The organism is Georgenia daeguensis (genome assembly GCF_039537705.1).
Taxonomy (GTDB): domain Bacteria; phylum Actinomycetota; class Actinomycetes; order Actinomycetales; family Actinomycetaceae; genus Georgenia; species Georgenia daeguensis.
The window spans coordinates 35,724-50,521 of record NZ_BAABBA010000027.1; the positions used below are offsets into that span (position 1 = coordinate 35,724).

The 14,798-nt window shown below is 75.4% G+C and carries 10 protein-coding genes; 6 read left to right on the top strand and 4 right to left on the bottom strand.

The window, feature by feature from the left end; all coding sequences use genetic code 11:
• Window positions 1-185 precede the first annotated feature (185 nt).
• From ABD774_RS18880 to ABD774_RS18895, 4 genes are all read left to right on the top strand, one after another.
• Window positions 186-998: an SDR family NAD(P)-dependent oxidoreductase gene (locus ABD774_RS18880; protein WP_345044713.1), complete on the top strand. Its 813-nt coding sequence runs from the start codon at window positions 186-188 to the stop codon at window positions 996-998.
• A 49-nt stretch (window positions 999-1,047) separates the two neighbouring features.
• Window positions 1,048-2,256, top strand: a complete 1,209-nt coding sequence (locus tag ABD774_RS18885) for a serine hydrolase domain-containing protein (RefSeq protein ID WP_345044715.1) — start codon at window positions 1,048-1,050, stop codon at window positions 2,254-2,256.
• Window positions 2,257-2,381: 125 nt separating this feature from the next.
• Complete coding sequence (locus tag ABD774_RS18890) at window positions 2,382-4,640, top strand: cytochrome P450 (protein ID WP_345044717.1); 2,259 nt, start codon at window positions 2,382-2,384, stop codon at window positions 4,638-4,640.
• A gap of 137 nt (window positions 4,641-4,777) precedes the next feature.
• Complete coding sequence (locus ABD774_RS18895) at window positions 4,778-5,368, top strand: TetR/AcrR family transcriptional regulator (protein ID WP_345044719.1); 591 nt, start codon at window positions 4,778-4,780, stop codon at window positions 5,366-5,368.
• Between the two features lie 4 nt (window positions 5,369-5,372).
• Here the strand turns inward: ABD774_RS18895 and ABD774_RS18900 are convergent, their stop codons facing one another.
• Genes ABD774_RS18900 through ABD774_RS18910 form a run of 3 tightly spaced genes read right to left on the bottom strand, consistent with a single transcriptional unit; the run spans window position 5,373 to window position 11,076 of the window.
• Window positions 5,373-7,235 (bottom strand): DUF5719 family protein, encoded by a 1,863-nt coding sequence (locus tag ABD774_RS18900; protein WP_345044721.1) that lies wholly within the window; start codon window positions 7,233-7,235, stop codon window positions 5,373-5,375.
• A complete protein-coding gene (locus ABD774_RS18905) occupies window positions 7,235-10,813 on the bottom strand; it encodes a glycosyltransferase (RefSeq protein WP_345044724.1) in 3,579 nt (1,192 codons plus the stop codon). The genes ABD774_RS18900 and ABD774_RS18905 overlap by 1 nt, the downstream gene beginning before the upstream one ends.
• A gap of 17 nt (window positions 10,814-10,830) precedes the next feature.
• Window positions 10,831-11,076 carry a WhiB family transcriptional regulator gene (locus ABD774_RS18910; protein WP_248258537.1) on the bottom strand — a complete coding sequence of 82 codons (246 nt, stop codon included), beginning with the start codon at window positions 11,074-11,076 and terminating at the stop codon, window positions 10,831-10,833.
• 340 nt (window positions 11,077-11,416) lie between these two features.
• On the opposite strand from ABD774_RS18910, the gene ABD774_RS18915 reads away from it, so the two are divergent.
• Both ABD774_RS18915 and ABD774_RS18920 read left to right on the top strand, forming a co-directional pair.
• Window positions 11,417-12,247 (top strand): inositol monophosphatase family protein, encoded by an 831-nt coding sequence (locus tag ABD774_RS18915; protein WP_345044727.1) that lies wholly within the window; start codon window positions 11,417-11,419, stop codon window positions 12,245-12,247.
• A gap of 48 nt (window positions 12,248-12,295) precedes the next feature.
• Window positions 12,296-13,066 carry a TIGR03089 family protein gene (locus ABD774_RS18920; protein ID WP_345044729.1) on the top strand — a complete coding sequence of 257 codons (771 nt, stop codon included), beginning with the start codon at window positions 12,296-12,298 and terminating at the stop codon, window positions 13,064-13,066.
• A gap of 15 nt (window positions 13,067-13,081) precedes the next feature.
• On the opposite strand, the gene ABD774_RS18925 is transcribed toward ABD774_RS18920, so the two are convergent.
• Window positions 13,082-14,413, bottom strand: a complete 1,332-nt coding sequence (locus ABD774_RS18925) for an FG-GAP-like repeat-containing protein (protein WP_345044732.1) — start codon at window positions 14,411-14,413, stop codon at window positions 13,082-13,084.
• Between the last annotated feature and the right edge of the window lie 385 nt (window positions 14,414-14,798).

Below are 14,798 nucleotides of genomic sequence, written 5' to 3' on the forward strand. Positions count from 1 at the left end.
CACCTCCCGGCCGCCCGCCGGCTTCTCCCGTCACCTCCGCGGGCCCAGGACCGCCTGCCCGTGCCACCGCTTTGGCGACAGGTTGTCACCAACTCGCTAGACATGTGTCTAGCGAGTGTGCGAGGGTGCTCGGCATGTGAGGCGGGTCACCGCAGATCCCGCCCCCTGCACTCGAGGAGGAGCACATGAGGTTCGAGAACAAGGTCGTCTTCGTCACCGGCGCCGCGTCCGGCATGGGCCTGGCCGCCGCGGAGGCCTTCGCGGCCGAGGGGGCCGTCGTGTACGGGGCCGACATCTCGGCGGACCGGCTCGCCGAGTCCTTCGCCGCCGTCCCCCGTTCGGTCCCGGTCCCGCTGGACATCTCCGACGGCGCCGCCGTGCGCGCCGCGTTCGAGCGCGTGGACGCCGAGCAGGGCCGCCTGGACGTGCTGGTCAACGCGGCGGGCGTGAACGCGCCGAACAAGGCGGCGCTGGACCAGCTCAACGAGCAGAACTACGAGGGCTTCGTGGCGATGAAGGAGGGCCGCCAGCACCGTCCCGAGTTCCTCGAGCACATCAGCGACGAGGACTTCGACCGCGTCGTGAGGATCAACCTGCACGGCCCGTTCTTCACCACCCGCTCGGCCGCTCCGCTCATGAAGCGCACCGGCGGCGGCGCCATCATCAACTTCTCCTCGGCCGCCGCGCTCATGGGCGTGGCCATGCCCGCCTACTACCCCGCTTCCAAGGCCGGCGTGCTCGGGCTGACCCGCGAGACCGCCATCGAGCTCGCCCCCTTCAACATCCGGGTCAACGCCCTCGCCCCCGGCGCGGTCGACACCCCCCTGTTCCGCCAGAGCGACGACGAGTTCATCGACTTCCTCGTCGGGCTTCAGCCCATCCGCCGCACGGCGACCCCGGCGGAGGTGGCGCAGACGGTCCTCTTCCTCGCCAGCGACGAGGGGTCCTACTACACCGGCCAGACGATCTCGCCCTCCGGCGGGCTCGTCATGCAGTGAGCCGCCGCAGCGACCCCACGCCGCCCCCGAACGCGAAAGGAAGACCAGCATGACCACCACCACAGACCTGCGGCCCGCAGCCGTCCCGGCCGTCACCACGCTCGACGACGTCGACAGCCGGGCGCTCGGGCGCCTCACCGACGAGATCGCCCGGGACATCGAGGCCGGCTCCTACGACGGCGTCCACGTCATCCTCGCCCGCCACGGCCAGGTCGTCCTCGACGAGACGATCGGCTACGCCGAGCGCGCCACCGGCCGCCTCCTGGAGCCGGACGCCGTCTTCCGGGTCCTCTCCCTGACCAAGGCGTTCACCAACGCCATGGCCTACCGGGCGCTCGGCGAGGGCAGGCTCGCCCTCTCCACCCGCGTGGTCGACCTGATCCCCGAGTTCCTCGGCACCGACCCGTTCCACATGCTGCGCAAGGACAAGATCAACCTCGCGCACCTGTTCACGCACCGCTCCGGCATGCCCCCGACGCCGAACCCCGGCCTGGGCCCGGACCGCTTCGGCAATCTCGCCGACGTCATCGAGGCGCTCAGCCGCGTCGACGTGCTGTTCGAGCCGGGCACCAACCTCAACTACGCCCCGTCGATCAACCACGCGCTCATGGGCGAGATGGTGCGCCGCGCCTACGGCGCGGCCTCCTTCCGCGACCTGGCACGCGAGCTGATCTTCGAGCCGCTCGGCATGACCCGCACCTCGTTCGGGCTCCCGTCCGCCCTGGCCGAGGAGGCCGTGCCGCTGAAGGTCTACCTGCCCGAGGGCGGGTTCCTCTCCCCCGAGGACATCGAGTGCCTGAACCGGTACATCACCGAGGACGCCGAGATGCCGTGGGTGGGCTCGGTCAGCACGGCCGCCGACGTCCTCACCTTCGCGGAGATGATCCGCCGCAAGGGCGAGGTCGACGGCGAGCAGCTCATCGCCCCCGCGGTTCTCGAGCAGGCCACCACGCTGCAGACCGGTGACATGCCCAACGACCTCTACGCCCAGATGGCCGTCGCACGCGGCTGGGAGATCCCCGCCGGCAACTTCGGGCTCGGCTTCTCCCTCAGCGGCAGCGGTACCGCCCCGAACTTCTTCGGTCCGTTCACCTCGCCCCGCACGCACGGCAACTACGGCGCCGGGTCCTCGCTGTTCTGGATCGACCCCGAGCGGGACCTGACCCTGGTCTTTCTCTCCGCGGGCGTCATGGAGGAGTCGGAGAACGTGGCCCGCTTCCAGAAGATCTCCACGATGGCCGTCGCGGCCGCCCTGTGATCTCCCGGCGGCGGGGTCGCGTTCCCCGTCGTCGCACCTCCCGGCGCGCCGGTCCGACGACGGACCACCGCCACCGCGCGGCCCCGCCCGGCCGCCGGCACCACCACCCCGACAGAGGAGTCGAGATGACGACCACCGAAGCACCCACCGCCGGTGCTCCGCCCGCCCGCTGCCCCGTCGCGCACGGCTTCGACGCCATGGGCGACGACTACTACACCGACCCCGCCCAGCACTTCGCCGCCGTCCGCGACGAGCACCCGGTGTTCTTCTACCCGTACCTCAACGCCTGGATCGTCACGCGGCGCGACGACGCCGAGGCCATCCTGGGCGACTGGCAGAAATTCACCTCCGGCGCCAACAGCGGCCTGATCGACGTGCCGGAGCGCTACCGGGACGTCATGCCGCCCGACCTGATCTCGCAGATGCTCGTCGGCTCGGACCCGCCCAGCCACACGGTGCACCGCTTCGTGGCCCAGCGCGGATTCACCAAGGCGCGCATGGAGGCGCTCCAGCCGGAGATCGAGGCGCGTGCCCACCGCGTCGTGGACAAGTTCGAGGCCGACGGCCGGGCGAACCTCGTGTCTGACTACGCCCTGGAGCTGACGACGCAGACCATCATGGCGCACATGGGCCTCGGCTACGAGGACGAGGCCATGATGCGCCAGCTGCGCGACGACTTCTTCGCCGTGCTGGCCAGCGCCCAGGAGCCGCTCCCGGAGCCGCGCCGCTCGGAGGTGTGGGACCGCTACATCGCCGCCACCCTGTACCTGCGAGAGGTCGTCGAGCAGCGCCGGGAGAACCCCGGCGAGGACCTCATCTCGGACATGGCGGCGGTGCGCGAGAAGGACGGCACCCCCACCCTGAGCGCGGCCCAGATCGCCCTGCACCTGACCGAGTTCGCCGCCGCCGGCGTGGACTCCACCACCCAGGCGATCGCGAACGCCGTGCTCTTCCTGGACCAGAACCCGGAGGCCCGGGCCGACGCCCTCGCCGACCCCGGGCTGTGGCCGCGCGTGTTCGAGGAGACGGTCCGCCGTCGCCCCTCCTCGACCTTCGCCTCCCGCCAGGCGCAGGCGGACGTCGAGATCGGGGGCGCGCAGATCCGGAAGGGCGACATGGTGTGGCTGGCCCTGGCCAGCGCGAACACCGACCCCACCCGCACGCCGCGGCCCTTCGAGTTCGACATCCACCGCCCCGAGCCCGAGGACCACCTGACCTTCACCCAGGGCAGGCACACCTGCCTGGGCCAGTCGCTCGCCCGTGTGCAGGGCGCGACGGCGCTGAAGGTGCTGTACGAGCGTCTGCCCTCCCTCCGGCCGGCGCCCGAGGTGCCGCTGGAGTTCGTGCGCATGGCCCTGCTCCCGGTTCGCCGGAACCTCCCCGTGGAGTGGGACGTCGCCGACGTCGCGCGCCAGCAGAAGAAGGTCCTGCGCCAGATGGACCTCACGGTTCTCGGACGCACCGAGGCCTCCGACGGCGTCGTCGCCCTCACCCTCGGCCACCCCGACGGCGAGGCGCTGCCGTCGTGGAAGCCGGGCGCCCACATCGACGTCCACACCGGCGTCGGCGGCGCGGGCCGCGTGTGCCAGTACTCCCTGTGCTCCTCCCCGGCCCGCCCGGAGAGCTGGCGCATCGGCGTGCTGCGCGAGCCCGAGAGCCGCGGCGGGTCGATCTTCATCCACGACGACGTCCGCGAGGGTTCGACGGTCACGGTCAGCTGGCCCCGGAACAACTTCCGGTTCCACGACTCGCCCCGCTACGTCTTCGTCGCCGGCGGCATCGGCATCACCCCGATCATCCCGATGATCGAGGCGGCGCAGGCGCAGGGCGCGGAATGGACGCTGCTCTACGGCGGGCGCACGCGCAGTTCGATGGCGTTCCTCGACGAGCTCGCCGCCCACGGCGACCGGGTGCAGGTGCGTCCGCAGGACGAGTTCGGCCTGCTCGACCTGGAGGGTCTGCTCGGCGACGTCGCGCCGGACACGCTGATCTACTGCTGCGGCCCCGAGCCGCTCCTGCAGGCGATCGAGGAGGCGACGGCGCACTGGCCCGTCGGCTCCCTGCACACCGAGCGCTTCGCGCCGAAGAAGGTGGTGCGCACCGAGCCGGACACCGAGTTCGAGGTCGAGTTCGCCGAGTCCGGCGTCACGGCCACCGTCCCGCCCGGCCGGTCGATCCTCGAGGTGGCCGAGGAGGCGGGCATCTCGGCACTCTCCTCCTGCCAGGAGGGCACGTGCGGCACGTGCGAGACCCGGATCGTCACCGGCCGCGCCGACCACCGGGACTCCATCCTCACGCCGGCCGAGCAGGACGCGAACGCCACGATGATGATCTGCGTCTCGCGGGCGGCGAAGGGCTGCCCTCGCCTCGTCCTCGACCGCTGAGCTGACCGCGGTCCCTCCGCGGCGGTGGAGGGACCGCACCCGGGGACGACGGCGCAGGCTCGCAGCCCGCGGCAGCGCCGTCGTCCCGGCTAGGGTTCGGGACCGACGGACCCGATCCCCGAACCCGAGGAGATGGCGTGCCAGCGCCGATGACGAGGACCGAGCAGAAGCGGGCCACCCGCGAGGAGCTCGTGCGCGCCGCCCGCGAGCTGTTCGTCGAGCAGGGCTACCCCGCGACGAGCGCCGAGGCCATCGCCCGCGCCGCCGGCGTCTCCCGGGCGACCTTCTACCTTCACTTCCGGTCCAAGGCCGAGGTCGTCGTCGGTCTGATGCGGGACCTGGAGGCCGGGGTCGCCGCCGACTACCGGGCGCTCGACGCCCTCGTCGACCCGGACCTCGACGCCGTGACCGCCTGGCTGCACCGGCACGCCGAGCAGTGGCGACGCTCCCGCCACGAGTACGCCGCGATGGAGCAGGCGCTCGCCAACGAGCCGGCGGTCGCCGACGAGTGGTTCGCCATGGTCCGGCGCACGGCGGCGTCGATGACGCGGCTCCTCGACCGGCAGCCCGACGAGGCGGCCCGGGCGCAGGCGCGCGTGCATGCCGTCGCCCTCGAGATGTCCGTCGACCGCAACTTCCACTTCGCGATCGTGCGGGGCCACGACGAGAACTTCGACGCCGTCGTGCGGGCCCTGGCGGAGCAGTGGCTCGTGCTGCTGGGCCGTTGACCCGCTAGCGCACGTCGACGCGCACGGACCTGGCGGTGTGCGGGTCGGGCGAGAGCGGGAGCACGCTGACGAGCTCGCCGTCGCCCGCCTTCGCGGTGAGCACGCTGGCGGCCAGGACGCCGGTCCCACCCGCGGTGCGCACCTGCACGGCGACCGTTCCCTCGCCGAGCTCCGCGACGTCGGAGGTGACGGTGCTGCGGCCGGGCACCGTGACGGTCTCGGGGTCGCCGAGCGACCCGCCCTCGCCGACCGGGACCAGCTCGGCCTCGACGTCGTCCTCCCCCGGGTTGGTCAGCGTCACGGTCGCGGCGTCGACGACGTCGCCGAGCCCCGGCGTGAGCAGCACCCCGGAGTCGGCGGGGTCGGCCGCGGGGGTCCACGCCCGCTCGACCGGCGGGACGTCGGGGTCGAGCTCGCCCGCCTTGCCGACGCGGGCCAGGACGACGGCGCCGGTGACCGGCTGGTCGGCGGTGATCTCGACGGCGTAGGCGCCGGCGTCGACGCCGGCGAGCGTGAGGTCGAGCACGGCTCCCGGGTCGAGGACGACGTCCTCGGCGCCGGGGACCTCGACCTCGCCGTCGGGGCCGAGCAGCGTGACGGACGCGGTCGCCGTCTCCTCGCCCGGGTTGACCAGGCGCACGGCGGAGGAGGCGGGATCGTCCATGCTCGACTCGGGCAGCACCACGCCCGGGACCGTCACGGTCAGCGCGGGCGGCGCGGCCGGCGTGACGACGTCGACCCCCGCCCCCACGAGCCCGTCCAGCTGGTGGTCCTGCACGCGGGCGGCAACCTGGCCGCCGGTGGCGTCCACGCGGAGGGCGAGGGCGGGGTCGCCGGTGGCGACGCCCTCGAGGAGCACGGTCGTCTCGCTCTGCGGGGCCACGACGATCTCGGCGAGCCGGGCGGCGTCGGCGAGGCCGAGGGTCGTCCACATCGTCGCGGTGACGGTGGCTGGGGTGTCGCCGGTGTTGGTGAGCACGAGCTGGGCGCTCTGCCCGAGGTCCGTGCCGCCGCCGACCAGCCAGGTGGTGCTCTGCGGCCCGAGGCAGGGGGCGGCGGCCAGTCCGCGCAGGTCCCCCGCGTCGGTGCGCGTGAGGGTGGCGCCGGCGGCGAGCGCGGCGACGTCGTCGACCGGCTCGGCTCGCAGGATCGCGCCGGTGCCGGGGTCGCCGATCTCGAGCGCCCGGACCTGCCCGACGCGGGCGAGCTCCTGCGCCTCGCCGTCGAGCGGGGTGTAGGTCGCCTCGGCCGCGCCCGCGTCCTCGCGCGGCAGGGTCAGCAGCTGGGTCAGGGTGGTGGGTGTGACGTCGGCCGGGTCGAGCTCGGGGTCGACGGACATACCCTCGCCGGCCGTGAGCGCGGGCGGACCGGCGCACACGGCGCTGACCGGGCCGGCGGGGACGTCCACCACCGCCGCCTCGACCGGCCGCGTCTCTCCGGCCGGCCAGGCGGCGGCCGCGACGACGGCGCCCCCGGCGGCGGCGACCAGCGCGAGGCCGGAGACCGTCAGGCCCAGGCCGCGCACGACCCTCCGGCCACGGGAGGGGCGCGGCGCAGCGGGGGCGGCCGGGTCCGCGTCGTCCGCGGTCTCGGTCTCCTCGTCAACGGTGTCGGCGGCGGCGCCCGCAGGCTTGCCGGCGGCGGGCTCCGCACCCTCGCCGGCAGAAGGCTCGCCGGCCTCGTCGGCGGCGGGCTCCGCAGCCTCGCCGACCGCAGGCTCCGCAGCCTCGCCGGCGGCAGGCTCGTCAGCCTCGTCGGGGCCGGGCTCGTCCTCCGGGGCCGGCAGCTCTGCCGTCGGCTCGATCTCGACCGGCTCCTCGACCGGGTCCTTCTCGCGGGCGGGCTCCCGGCCCGGCTCCTCGCGCATCACTCCACCTCCGTCCGGCGTCGTCGGATCGGCAGGGCCAGCAGCACGGTGAGGGCGACGACGATGCCCTGCACCCACGCCCAGGCGCTGGCGCCCGGGGCCTCGTGGGCGACGGTCAGGGTGCCGGTGTGGGCGGGCAGCTCGAACGCCTGGCGCCACCCGTCGGTGGTCGCGCGCAGCGGCCGGCCGTCGTACCAGGCACGCCAGCCGGGGTCGGCGCGCTCGGCGAGCACCAGGGTGCGGCCCTCCGGCCCGGAGGGCAGGTCGGTGCCGATCCGGATCTGGCCCGCCCCGACGTCCTGCACCCACGCGCCGTCGGCGTCGACCACCCGGGCCCGCGCCACCGAGCTGGCCGAGCCGGGCTGGCCGGACTCGCGCGAGACCCGCCAGATCACCCCGGACTCGTTCTCGGTGACGCGGTCGAGTCCCGCGGTCGCGTCCAGCTGCTCGATCAGCGCGGCACGCTCGGTGGTGGTCGGCTCGGTGCCGGCGGGCACGTGGTCCGGCTCCGGCGGGACGACGACGACGCCGACGGCGTGGCGCCCGAGCACCTCGCCGACGTCCTCGCCCGCGCCCACCGACATCGCGGCGACCGTCCGGGCGAGCTCGTCGGCTGCCGCGTCGGGCCCGGCTGCCACGAGGTCACGGAGGGCCCCGACGGCCGACGCGGTCGTCAGCTGCGGCCCGGCACCGCGCCAGATCTGGGCGCGAACGGTGTCGCCGGCGGGGCTGAGGGCGAGCACGCGCGAGCGGCTGCCGGAGTCCTGCATCTCGGCGGCGACGGCGGGCACCGGGGCGGCAGGCCGCCCGTGGACGGCGAGGAGCTCGGTGGGGGTGTCGTCGGCCTGGCGCACGGAGACGAGCCACCCGGCGGCGGTGACCAGCGGACCGAGCACGAGCAGCGGGGCCAGGACCGCGACGGCGACCTGACCGACGCCGAAGCTCCGGTTGCGCAGCGCGGCGCGCAGGCCGTCCCCCGCCGAGACGACGGCGACGAGCAGGCCGAGGACCACGAGCGACGTCCCGGGGCCGGCCCAGCCGCGCACCACCTGCGCGACGCCGTCCGGCCCGGTGCCGACGGCGACGTCGGTGCGCGCCGCGAGGAGGGCGGCGAGCAGCCCCACCAGCGCGACGAGCCAGCCCGCGCGCACGGCCCGCGCCCGTCCGGTGCCGCGCAGCAGGGCGAGCACGGCGCCGAGGGCGAGCGTGGCACCGCCCAGCACCATCCCCCACTGAGCCAGGACGGCCGGGGCGCCGTCCCCGCCGGGGCCGGGCAGCGCCGGGGGCTCGACGGGCCAGCCCAGGGCGGCGAGCCAGGACGGGCCGGCGTCGGAGGCGTAGGCGGCCCCGGGGTCGGCGAGCAGGAGGCGCCAGCTGCCCGCCCCGACGTCGCTCAGGGCGGCCGCGACGAGCGGGCCGAGCACGACGAGCGCGGGAAGCGGGACGGCGAGAAGCACGCGGCGCCGCCGCGGAACGGCGAGTGTGAGCAGGACGACGGCGACGATCGACGCGGGCAGCAGGACCGGCGCGCCGGCGGCCGCGGCGGCCAGCGCCAGCGCCGCGCCTGCGCCGGCGGCGATGGACCCGGCCCGGGTGCGGCTGGTGACGACGGTGTCGTCAGGCGTGGCGACGGCGTCCTCGAGGTCCGGCACCACGGGGTCGCGGCCCGCCTCCCCGGTGCGCGCGGCCTCGGCGGCGCGGGCCCGGGCGGTCCGCCTGGCGCCGACCATCCCCGAGAGCACGACGTCACGGCGGTCGACCGCCACGGCGCGGGCGATCCCGAGCGCCACCCACGGCAGGAGCACGTGGGCAAGGAGGGCGCCGAGGCGGCCCTGGCCGGTGGCCAGCAGGAGGCTCGGCGCCAGCGCCCAGGTCGCCGCGGCCCAGGCACGCAGCCCGACGGAGCGGGTGGCGGCGCCGGCGGCGAACCACGCGCCGAACCCCGCGAGCGGGACGGCGAGGACCACGAGGGCGGTGACGAGCGCGTTGGCCGACGCGCCGAACGGCGCCAGCGGCAGCATGGCGACGGCGAGAACCTGCAGCAGGGGGTCGGCCGGTCCCGGGTGCCCGTCGCCGGCGGCCACCCAGCCGGAGCGGGCGGCCCGCCACAGCTCGCCCAGGGTCGCGTCGGCGGGCAGCAGGGCGCCGCCCGTCAGCGGTCCGGCGAGCACCAGCGGCGCGAAGGCGGCCAGCGCGAGGGCCGTGAGGACGAGGAGGGTGAGGGTGGCGCCCGTGCGGCGGCGGCGCGCAAGCGTGGCCCGCTCGGCGATCTCCAGCTCGCTGGGTGCCTGGGCGGCGTGGCGGGCGGCCGCGGCGGTGCGGCGGACGTCCCGCTTGGCGCGCCGGATCTCCCGTCCGGTCGCCTGCAGCGGCGCGAGCGCCCGGGCGGGGATGCGGCGCACCCGGGCGGTCCGCCGCCGGGCGCGCAGCAGGGCGCCGGGCTGGGCGAGGACGGCCAGCGCGGCGGCGATCTCCGCGCCGGCGAGCCCGATCTCCTTGGTGGCCACGCGCCACAGGGCGCGCAGCGGCGCCAGCACCAGGAGCCCGAGGACGAGCAGCGGCACGAGCGCCCCGGGGGCGGCGACCAGCCCGTTGTACAGCTGCGCCCGGCGGCGGGCCAGGTACGACCGGCGCGTGTCCGGCCCCCCGGCCGCCGGGTCCTCCCCCGGCTGCGTCGCCGGTCGGCTCCGCAGCCCGAGGTAGGAGGCCCGGGCGTGGTGGACGACGGCGGTGGGCACCACCACCACGCGGTGGCCGGCGAGGCGGGCGCGACGGGAGAGCTCGAGGCCGTCACCGAAGGGGCCGAGGGCCGGGTCGGTCCCCCCGAGCTCCTCCCACACGGCACGCCGCACCAGGGTGCCCGCGGTGCCGACGGCGAGGACGTCCTCGCGGTGGTCGTGCTGGCCCTGGTCGATCTCCCCGGGCTCGATGTCGGCGACGCGGCGGGCCGTGCGGGTGGCGCGGACGCCGACCTCGAGCAGCCGGTCCCGCTCGGCCCAGTCCCGCTGCTTGGCGCCGAGGATCGCGACCGAACGGCCGGACTCCGCGGCGTGGAGGAGCTGGTCGAGCGCGGCCGGGTGGGGCGCGGAGTCGTCGTGCAGGAGCCAGAGCCAGTCCGGGCGCGCCCCGGGGTCGGGTGCGTGGCCGAGGACCCCGACGGCGCGGATCTCCCCAGTGGTCACCGGCGTCAGCTCGCCGGTCACCCGGGACCAGGAGCCGCTCAGCGTCCCGGTGGCCCGCTCGCGCTTGCGGGCGCGCTCGGCGGCGCGCTCGACGAGCGCGCGGTACTGCTCAAGGCCCTGGCGCACGGCCTCGCCGAACGTGGTGGCCTCGGGCGCACGGACCACGCGGACCCGGGTGACCTCGTCGAGCCCGGCGCCGGCGACGGCGTCGTGGACCGGGACGCCGGTGCCGAGATCGCGTCCGGGCGCGCCGACGTCGACCACGAGGACGACCTCGGGCAGGTGGGTCTGGGCCGCGAGCGCGGCGAGGGTGCGTTGGAGGTAGACGGAGACGCCGGCGCTGACCACCACGGCGAGCGTGGAGGGCCGAACGGGTGTGGGGGTCTGTGCCGCCATGAAGTGAGGCGGCCGGGTCAGACGGCGCGGCGCTTGAGCTTGCGACGCTCGCGCTCGGACAGCCCGCCCCAGATGCCGAACCGCTCGTCGTTCTCCAGCGCGTACTCGAGGCACTCGGCCCGCACCTCGCAGGAGGTGCACACCCGCTTGGCCTCGCGGGTGGAGCCGCCCTTCTCGGGGAAGAACGCCTCGGGGTCCGTCTGCGCGCACAGGGCCCGGTCCTGCCAGGCGAGCGCTCCCTCGTCGAGGACGTCGGTGCCCATGAGGCTGAGCACCTCTGCACCCTGCGTCTCCTCCGGCATGCCGAAGGTCAGCGGACCATCACCGAGAATGTTCCACACGGCTCTCTTCCCTTCCCTCCAGCGGACCTGACCCCTGAATTACACGCGTGTCATCCGCGTTCGTCAAGCGGTATGGGTGCTATATGGGGCGGAAAATCGGCGCTCGAGGGTTCCGCGCGGCGTGTCGTCCGGCGTGTCGGTGCCCCCGTGACGAGATCCGCAATCTTGCCTGCCCCGCACCGCGCCGCCCGCTCGTGGGCGGCCCCCGGGACGCCGTCGCCGTCCTGGCAGGATGGCGGCACACCGACGATGGAGGACCGCCGTGCCCGTGACCGACCTCACCGCCCTGTCCACCGCGCTGCGGGAGGTGGCCGCCGAGGCTGCGACCGCCGTCGGGCCCATGCTGCGCGAGGCGTTCCGCGCGCAGGTGGAGGTGGCGTTCAAGCGGGACCACCACGACCTGGTGACCAAGTACGACACGGCCAGCGAGGAGGTGCTGCGCGCCGCGATCCTCCGCCTCCAACCCGACTCGCGGATCCTGGGCGAGGAGGGCGGCACCGTGGGCGACGGCTCGGTGCTCTGGCTGGTCGACCCCATCGACGGGACCGCGAACTTCGCCCGGGGGATCGCGCAGTTCTGCGTCTCGATCGCCGCCGCCGTCGACGGGGAGCTGACGGCCGGGGTCATCTACGACCCGGTCGCGGAGAACCTCTTCGCCGCGGACCTGACCGGCGCGTGGCTGGACGGGCGGACGCTTCGCTCGACCGGGGCGCCGCACGCCTCGGGCGCCACCGTCCTGACCGACTACCCCGCCGCCCGCGACGTGTCCGCCGGTCCCGCCGCCGCCGAGCGGTTCGCGAGGCTCGTGGACGAGTTCCGCTCCGTGCGCCGGGGCGGGTCGGGCGCCCTGGCCCTGGCCCACGTGGCGGCCGGCTGGGCGGACTGCACGTTCGGCACCTCCACCCACCCCTGGGACGTCGCCGCCGGCGCGCTGCTCGTCCGCCAGGCCGGCGGCACCTTCCACGGGTACCGCGACGGGGCGGAGCTGACGACGGCGGTGTACGAGGCGCCGCACTACGCGGCGTTCGCCGGGACCGCCGAGTACGCGCAGGTCACCGAGATCGTCCGCGACCACCGTCACCCGATCGAGTAGACCGAATCGGACGGCGCGGACCCGCGTTCGCGCCGTACCCTCGGAGGCATGACCCACCACCCCGACACGCTTCCCGGCCGCCTCCTGGACGCGTTCGGCCACGACGGCGCCTCTCCCCGGCTGACGTGGTACGGCGCCGACGGCGAGCGCACCGAGCTCTCGGGGCGCGTGCTCGCCAACTGGGTGACGAAGGCGGCGAACCTCCTCGTGGAGGAGGCCGACGCCGAGCCCGGGACCACGGTGGTCCTGGACCTGCCCGTCCACTGGCGCACGCTGGTGTGGGCGCTGGCGTCGTGGACCACCGGCGCCCGCGTGGTCCTGCCGGACGAGGAGGTCGAGGACGTCGACGTCGTCGTCACCACCGACCCCGAGGGTGCGCCCGGCGTCGACCAGGCGGACCTCGTGCTCGCGGTGTCGCTGCCGGCCCTGGCCATGTCCTGGGACGGGCCCGAGCTGCCGGCCGAGGTGATCGACGCCGCCGCCGAGCTGATGAGCTACGGCGACCAGCTCGGCTACGTCTCGGAGCCCGAGGACGACGACGTCGCGCTCGTCGGGGCCGGCCTCGAGGCGACCTTCGGCGAGCTGGCGGACTGGGCGCGCGGGACCCTCGAGCTCGGGCGCCCGCCCGCGGCCGAGGAGGACGGGGACGACGCCGTGCCCGTCCGGGCGCTCGTCACGCCCCGGGACCTGGCCGCGCTCCTCGAGCAGGCGCTGGCCGTGTGGCGCTCCGGCGGGTCGCTGGTGCTGACCGAGCCGGGCACCGACGAGGCCACGCTGGAGCGGATCGCCGCCGACGAGCAGGTCGACCTGCGCTGGTAGCGGCCGGCCCGGCCGTCACGCCAGGGCGGTCAGGGACTGCCAGCCGACACCGACGCGCACCCGCGTCTGCCAGCCGCCCGCCCCGTTGCCGGGGTAGAGCCACAGGTAGCCGGTCGCGGCCTCGCGGGCGAGCAGGTCCGGGACGCGGTCGCCGGTGAAGTCCCCGGGGCCGACGAGCGCGCTCATCGCGTTCCAGCCCGTGCCGTAGGTGATGCGCGGCTTCCACCCGCCCCGGCCGTCGCCGGGGTAGAGCACCAGGCGGCCCGTCCCGGCCTCGCGGGCCAGGACGTCCGCCGCGCCGTCGCCGGTCAGGTCCCCGGGGCCGAGCAGGGCGCTCATGCCGTTCCAGCCCGTGCCGACCCGCACCCGCGGGAGCCACCCGCCGGTCCCGTTGCCGCGGTAGAGCCACAGGTACCCGGTGGCCCGCTCGCGGGCCAGGACGTCCACGCGGGAGTCGCCGTCGAGGTCGCCCGGCGAGAAGATCGCGCTCATGCCGTTCCAGCCCGTGCCGACCCGCACGCGCGGGAGCCACCCGCCGGTCCCGTTGCCGCGGTAGAGCCACAGGTACCCGGTCGCCCGCTCGCGGGCCAGGACGTCGGGGCGTCCGTCGCCGTCGAGATCACCGGCGGTGTCGATGACGTCCATGCCGTTCCAGCCGCTGCCGATCTGCACGCGCGGGAGCCAGCCGCCGGTCCCGTTGCCGCGGTAGAGCCAGAGCGCGCCGTCGCCGGAGCGGGCGAGGAGGTCGTTGCGCCAGTCGCCGTCGAGGTCGCTGGCGGAGCCGGTCATGGACGACGGCGGGACCGGCAGCGGCGTGAAGGCGTAGGTGCCGCAGGTACGGTCGTAGTCGCGGGTGTCGTCGTACCACTGCGAGAGGTGGACCCGCCCGCCCGAGAAGCTCGGCTGGGTGCAGCGGTCCGCCGCCTCGGTCGGGTAGTCGAGACGGCCGGCGGTGGCCCAAACGGGGACGGCGGGGAGCCGCCAGCCGCCGGTGATGGCCTCCCAGCCGGACGTGTAGGAGTACACGCCGTAGGAGAAGCCCGCCTCGCGCAGCCCGCGCATGAGGCCCTCGACCACGTACCGGTTCTCCAGCCGCTGCTGCGCGGTGGCGCCGGGCCAGGGCTGCGCCGGGCGCGGCTCCACGTCGATCCACACCACGGGCGGGCGCCAGCCGACCTTGCGCAGCGACGCGACGGCCGCCGTCGCCTCGGCGTAGCCCACGTTGCTCAGCTGGGCCGCCCGGGTGGTCCCGCGCCAGGGCCCGGCGTTGCGGTAGGTGATGAGCTGGGCCGACGTCGGGAACGTGGCCATGGCGTAGGCGTGCGCCGGCTTGCTGTTCGCCCGCACCCACGCCACCTGGTCCGCCAGGCACGGGTTCTCTGTGAACGCGAGCCCCCTCGTCAGTCCCACCACGACGAACTGGCTCGACGCCGGCGGCATCGGGAGGCCGAAGCCGCCGGGCGCGGGGCACTGGGGCCAGGAGATGTCGTGGCCGTACAGGGTGGCCGCCGACGCCGGGCCGGCGGGCAGGAGGGGCGTGATGCCGACGAGGGCCAGGAGCAGCGCCCCCAGCCACCGGGCCGCACGCCGGCCGGCAGAGATACCGGCTCTTCGCAGATGAGGGTGTAGTCGAGGCCGGCGCGGCGTTGACGGGATAGAGGTCGAGGTCTTCCGATGATGGAGGTTCTCACGCCACCCATCCGGAAGACCTCGACGTGCCTGACGCTACCTT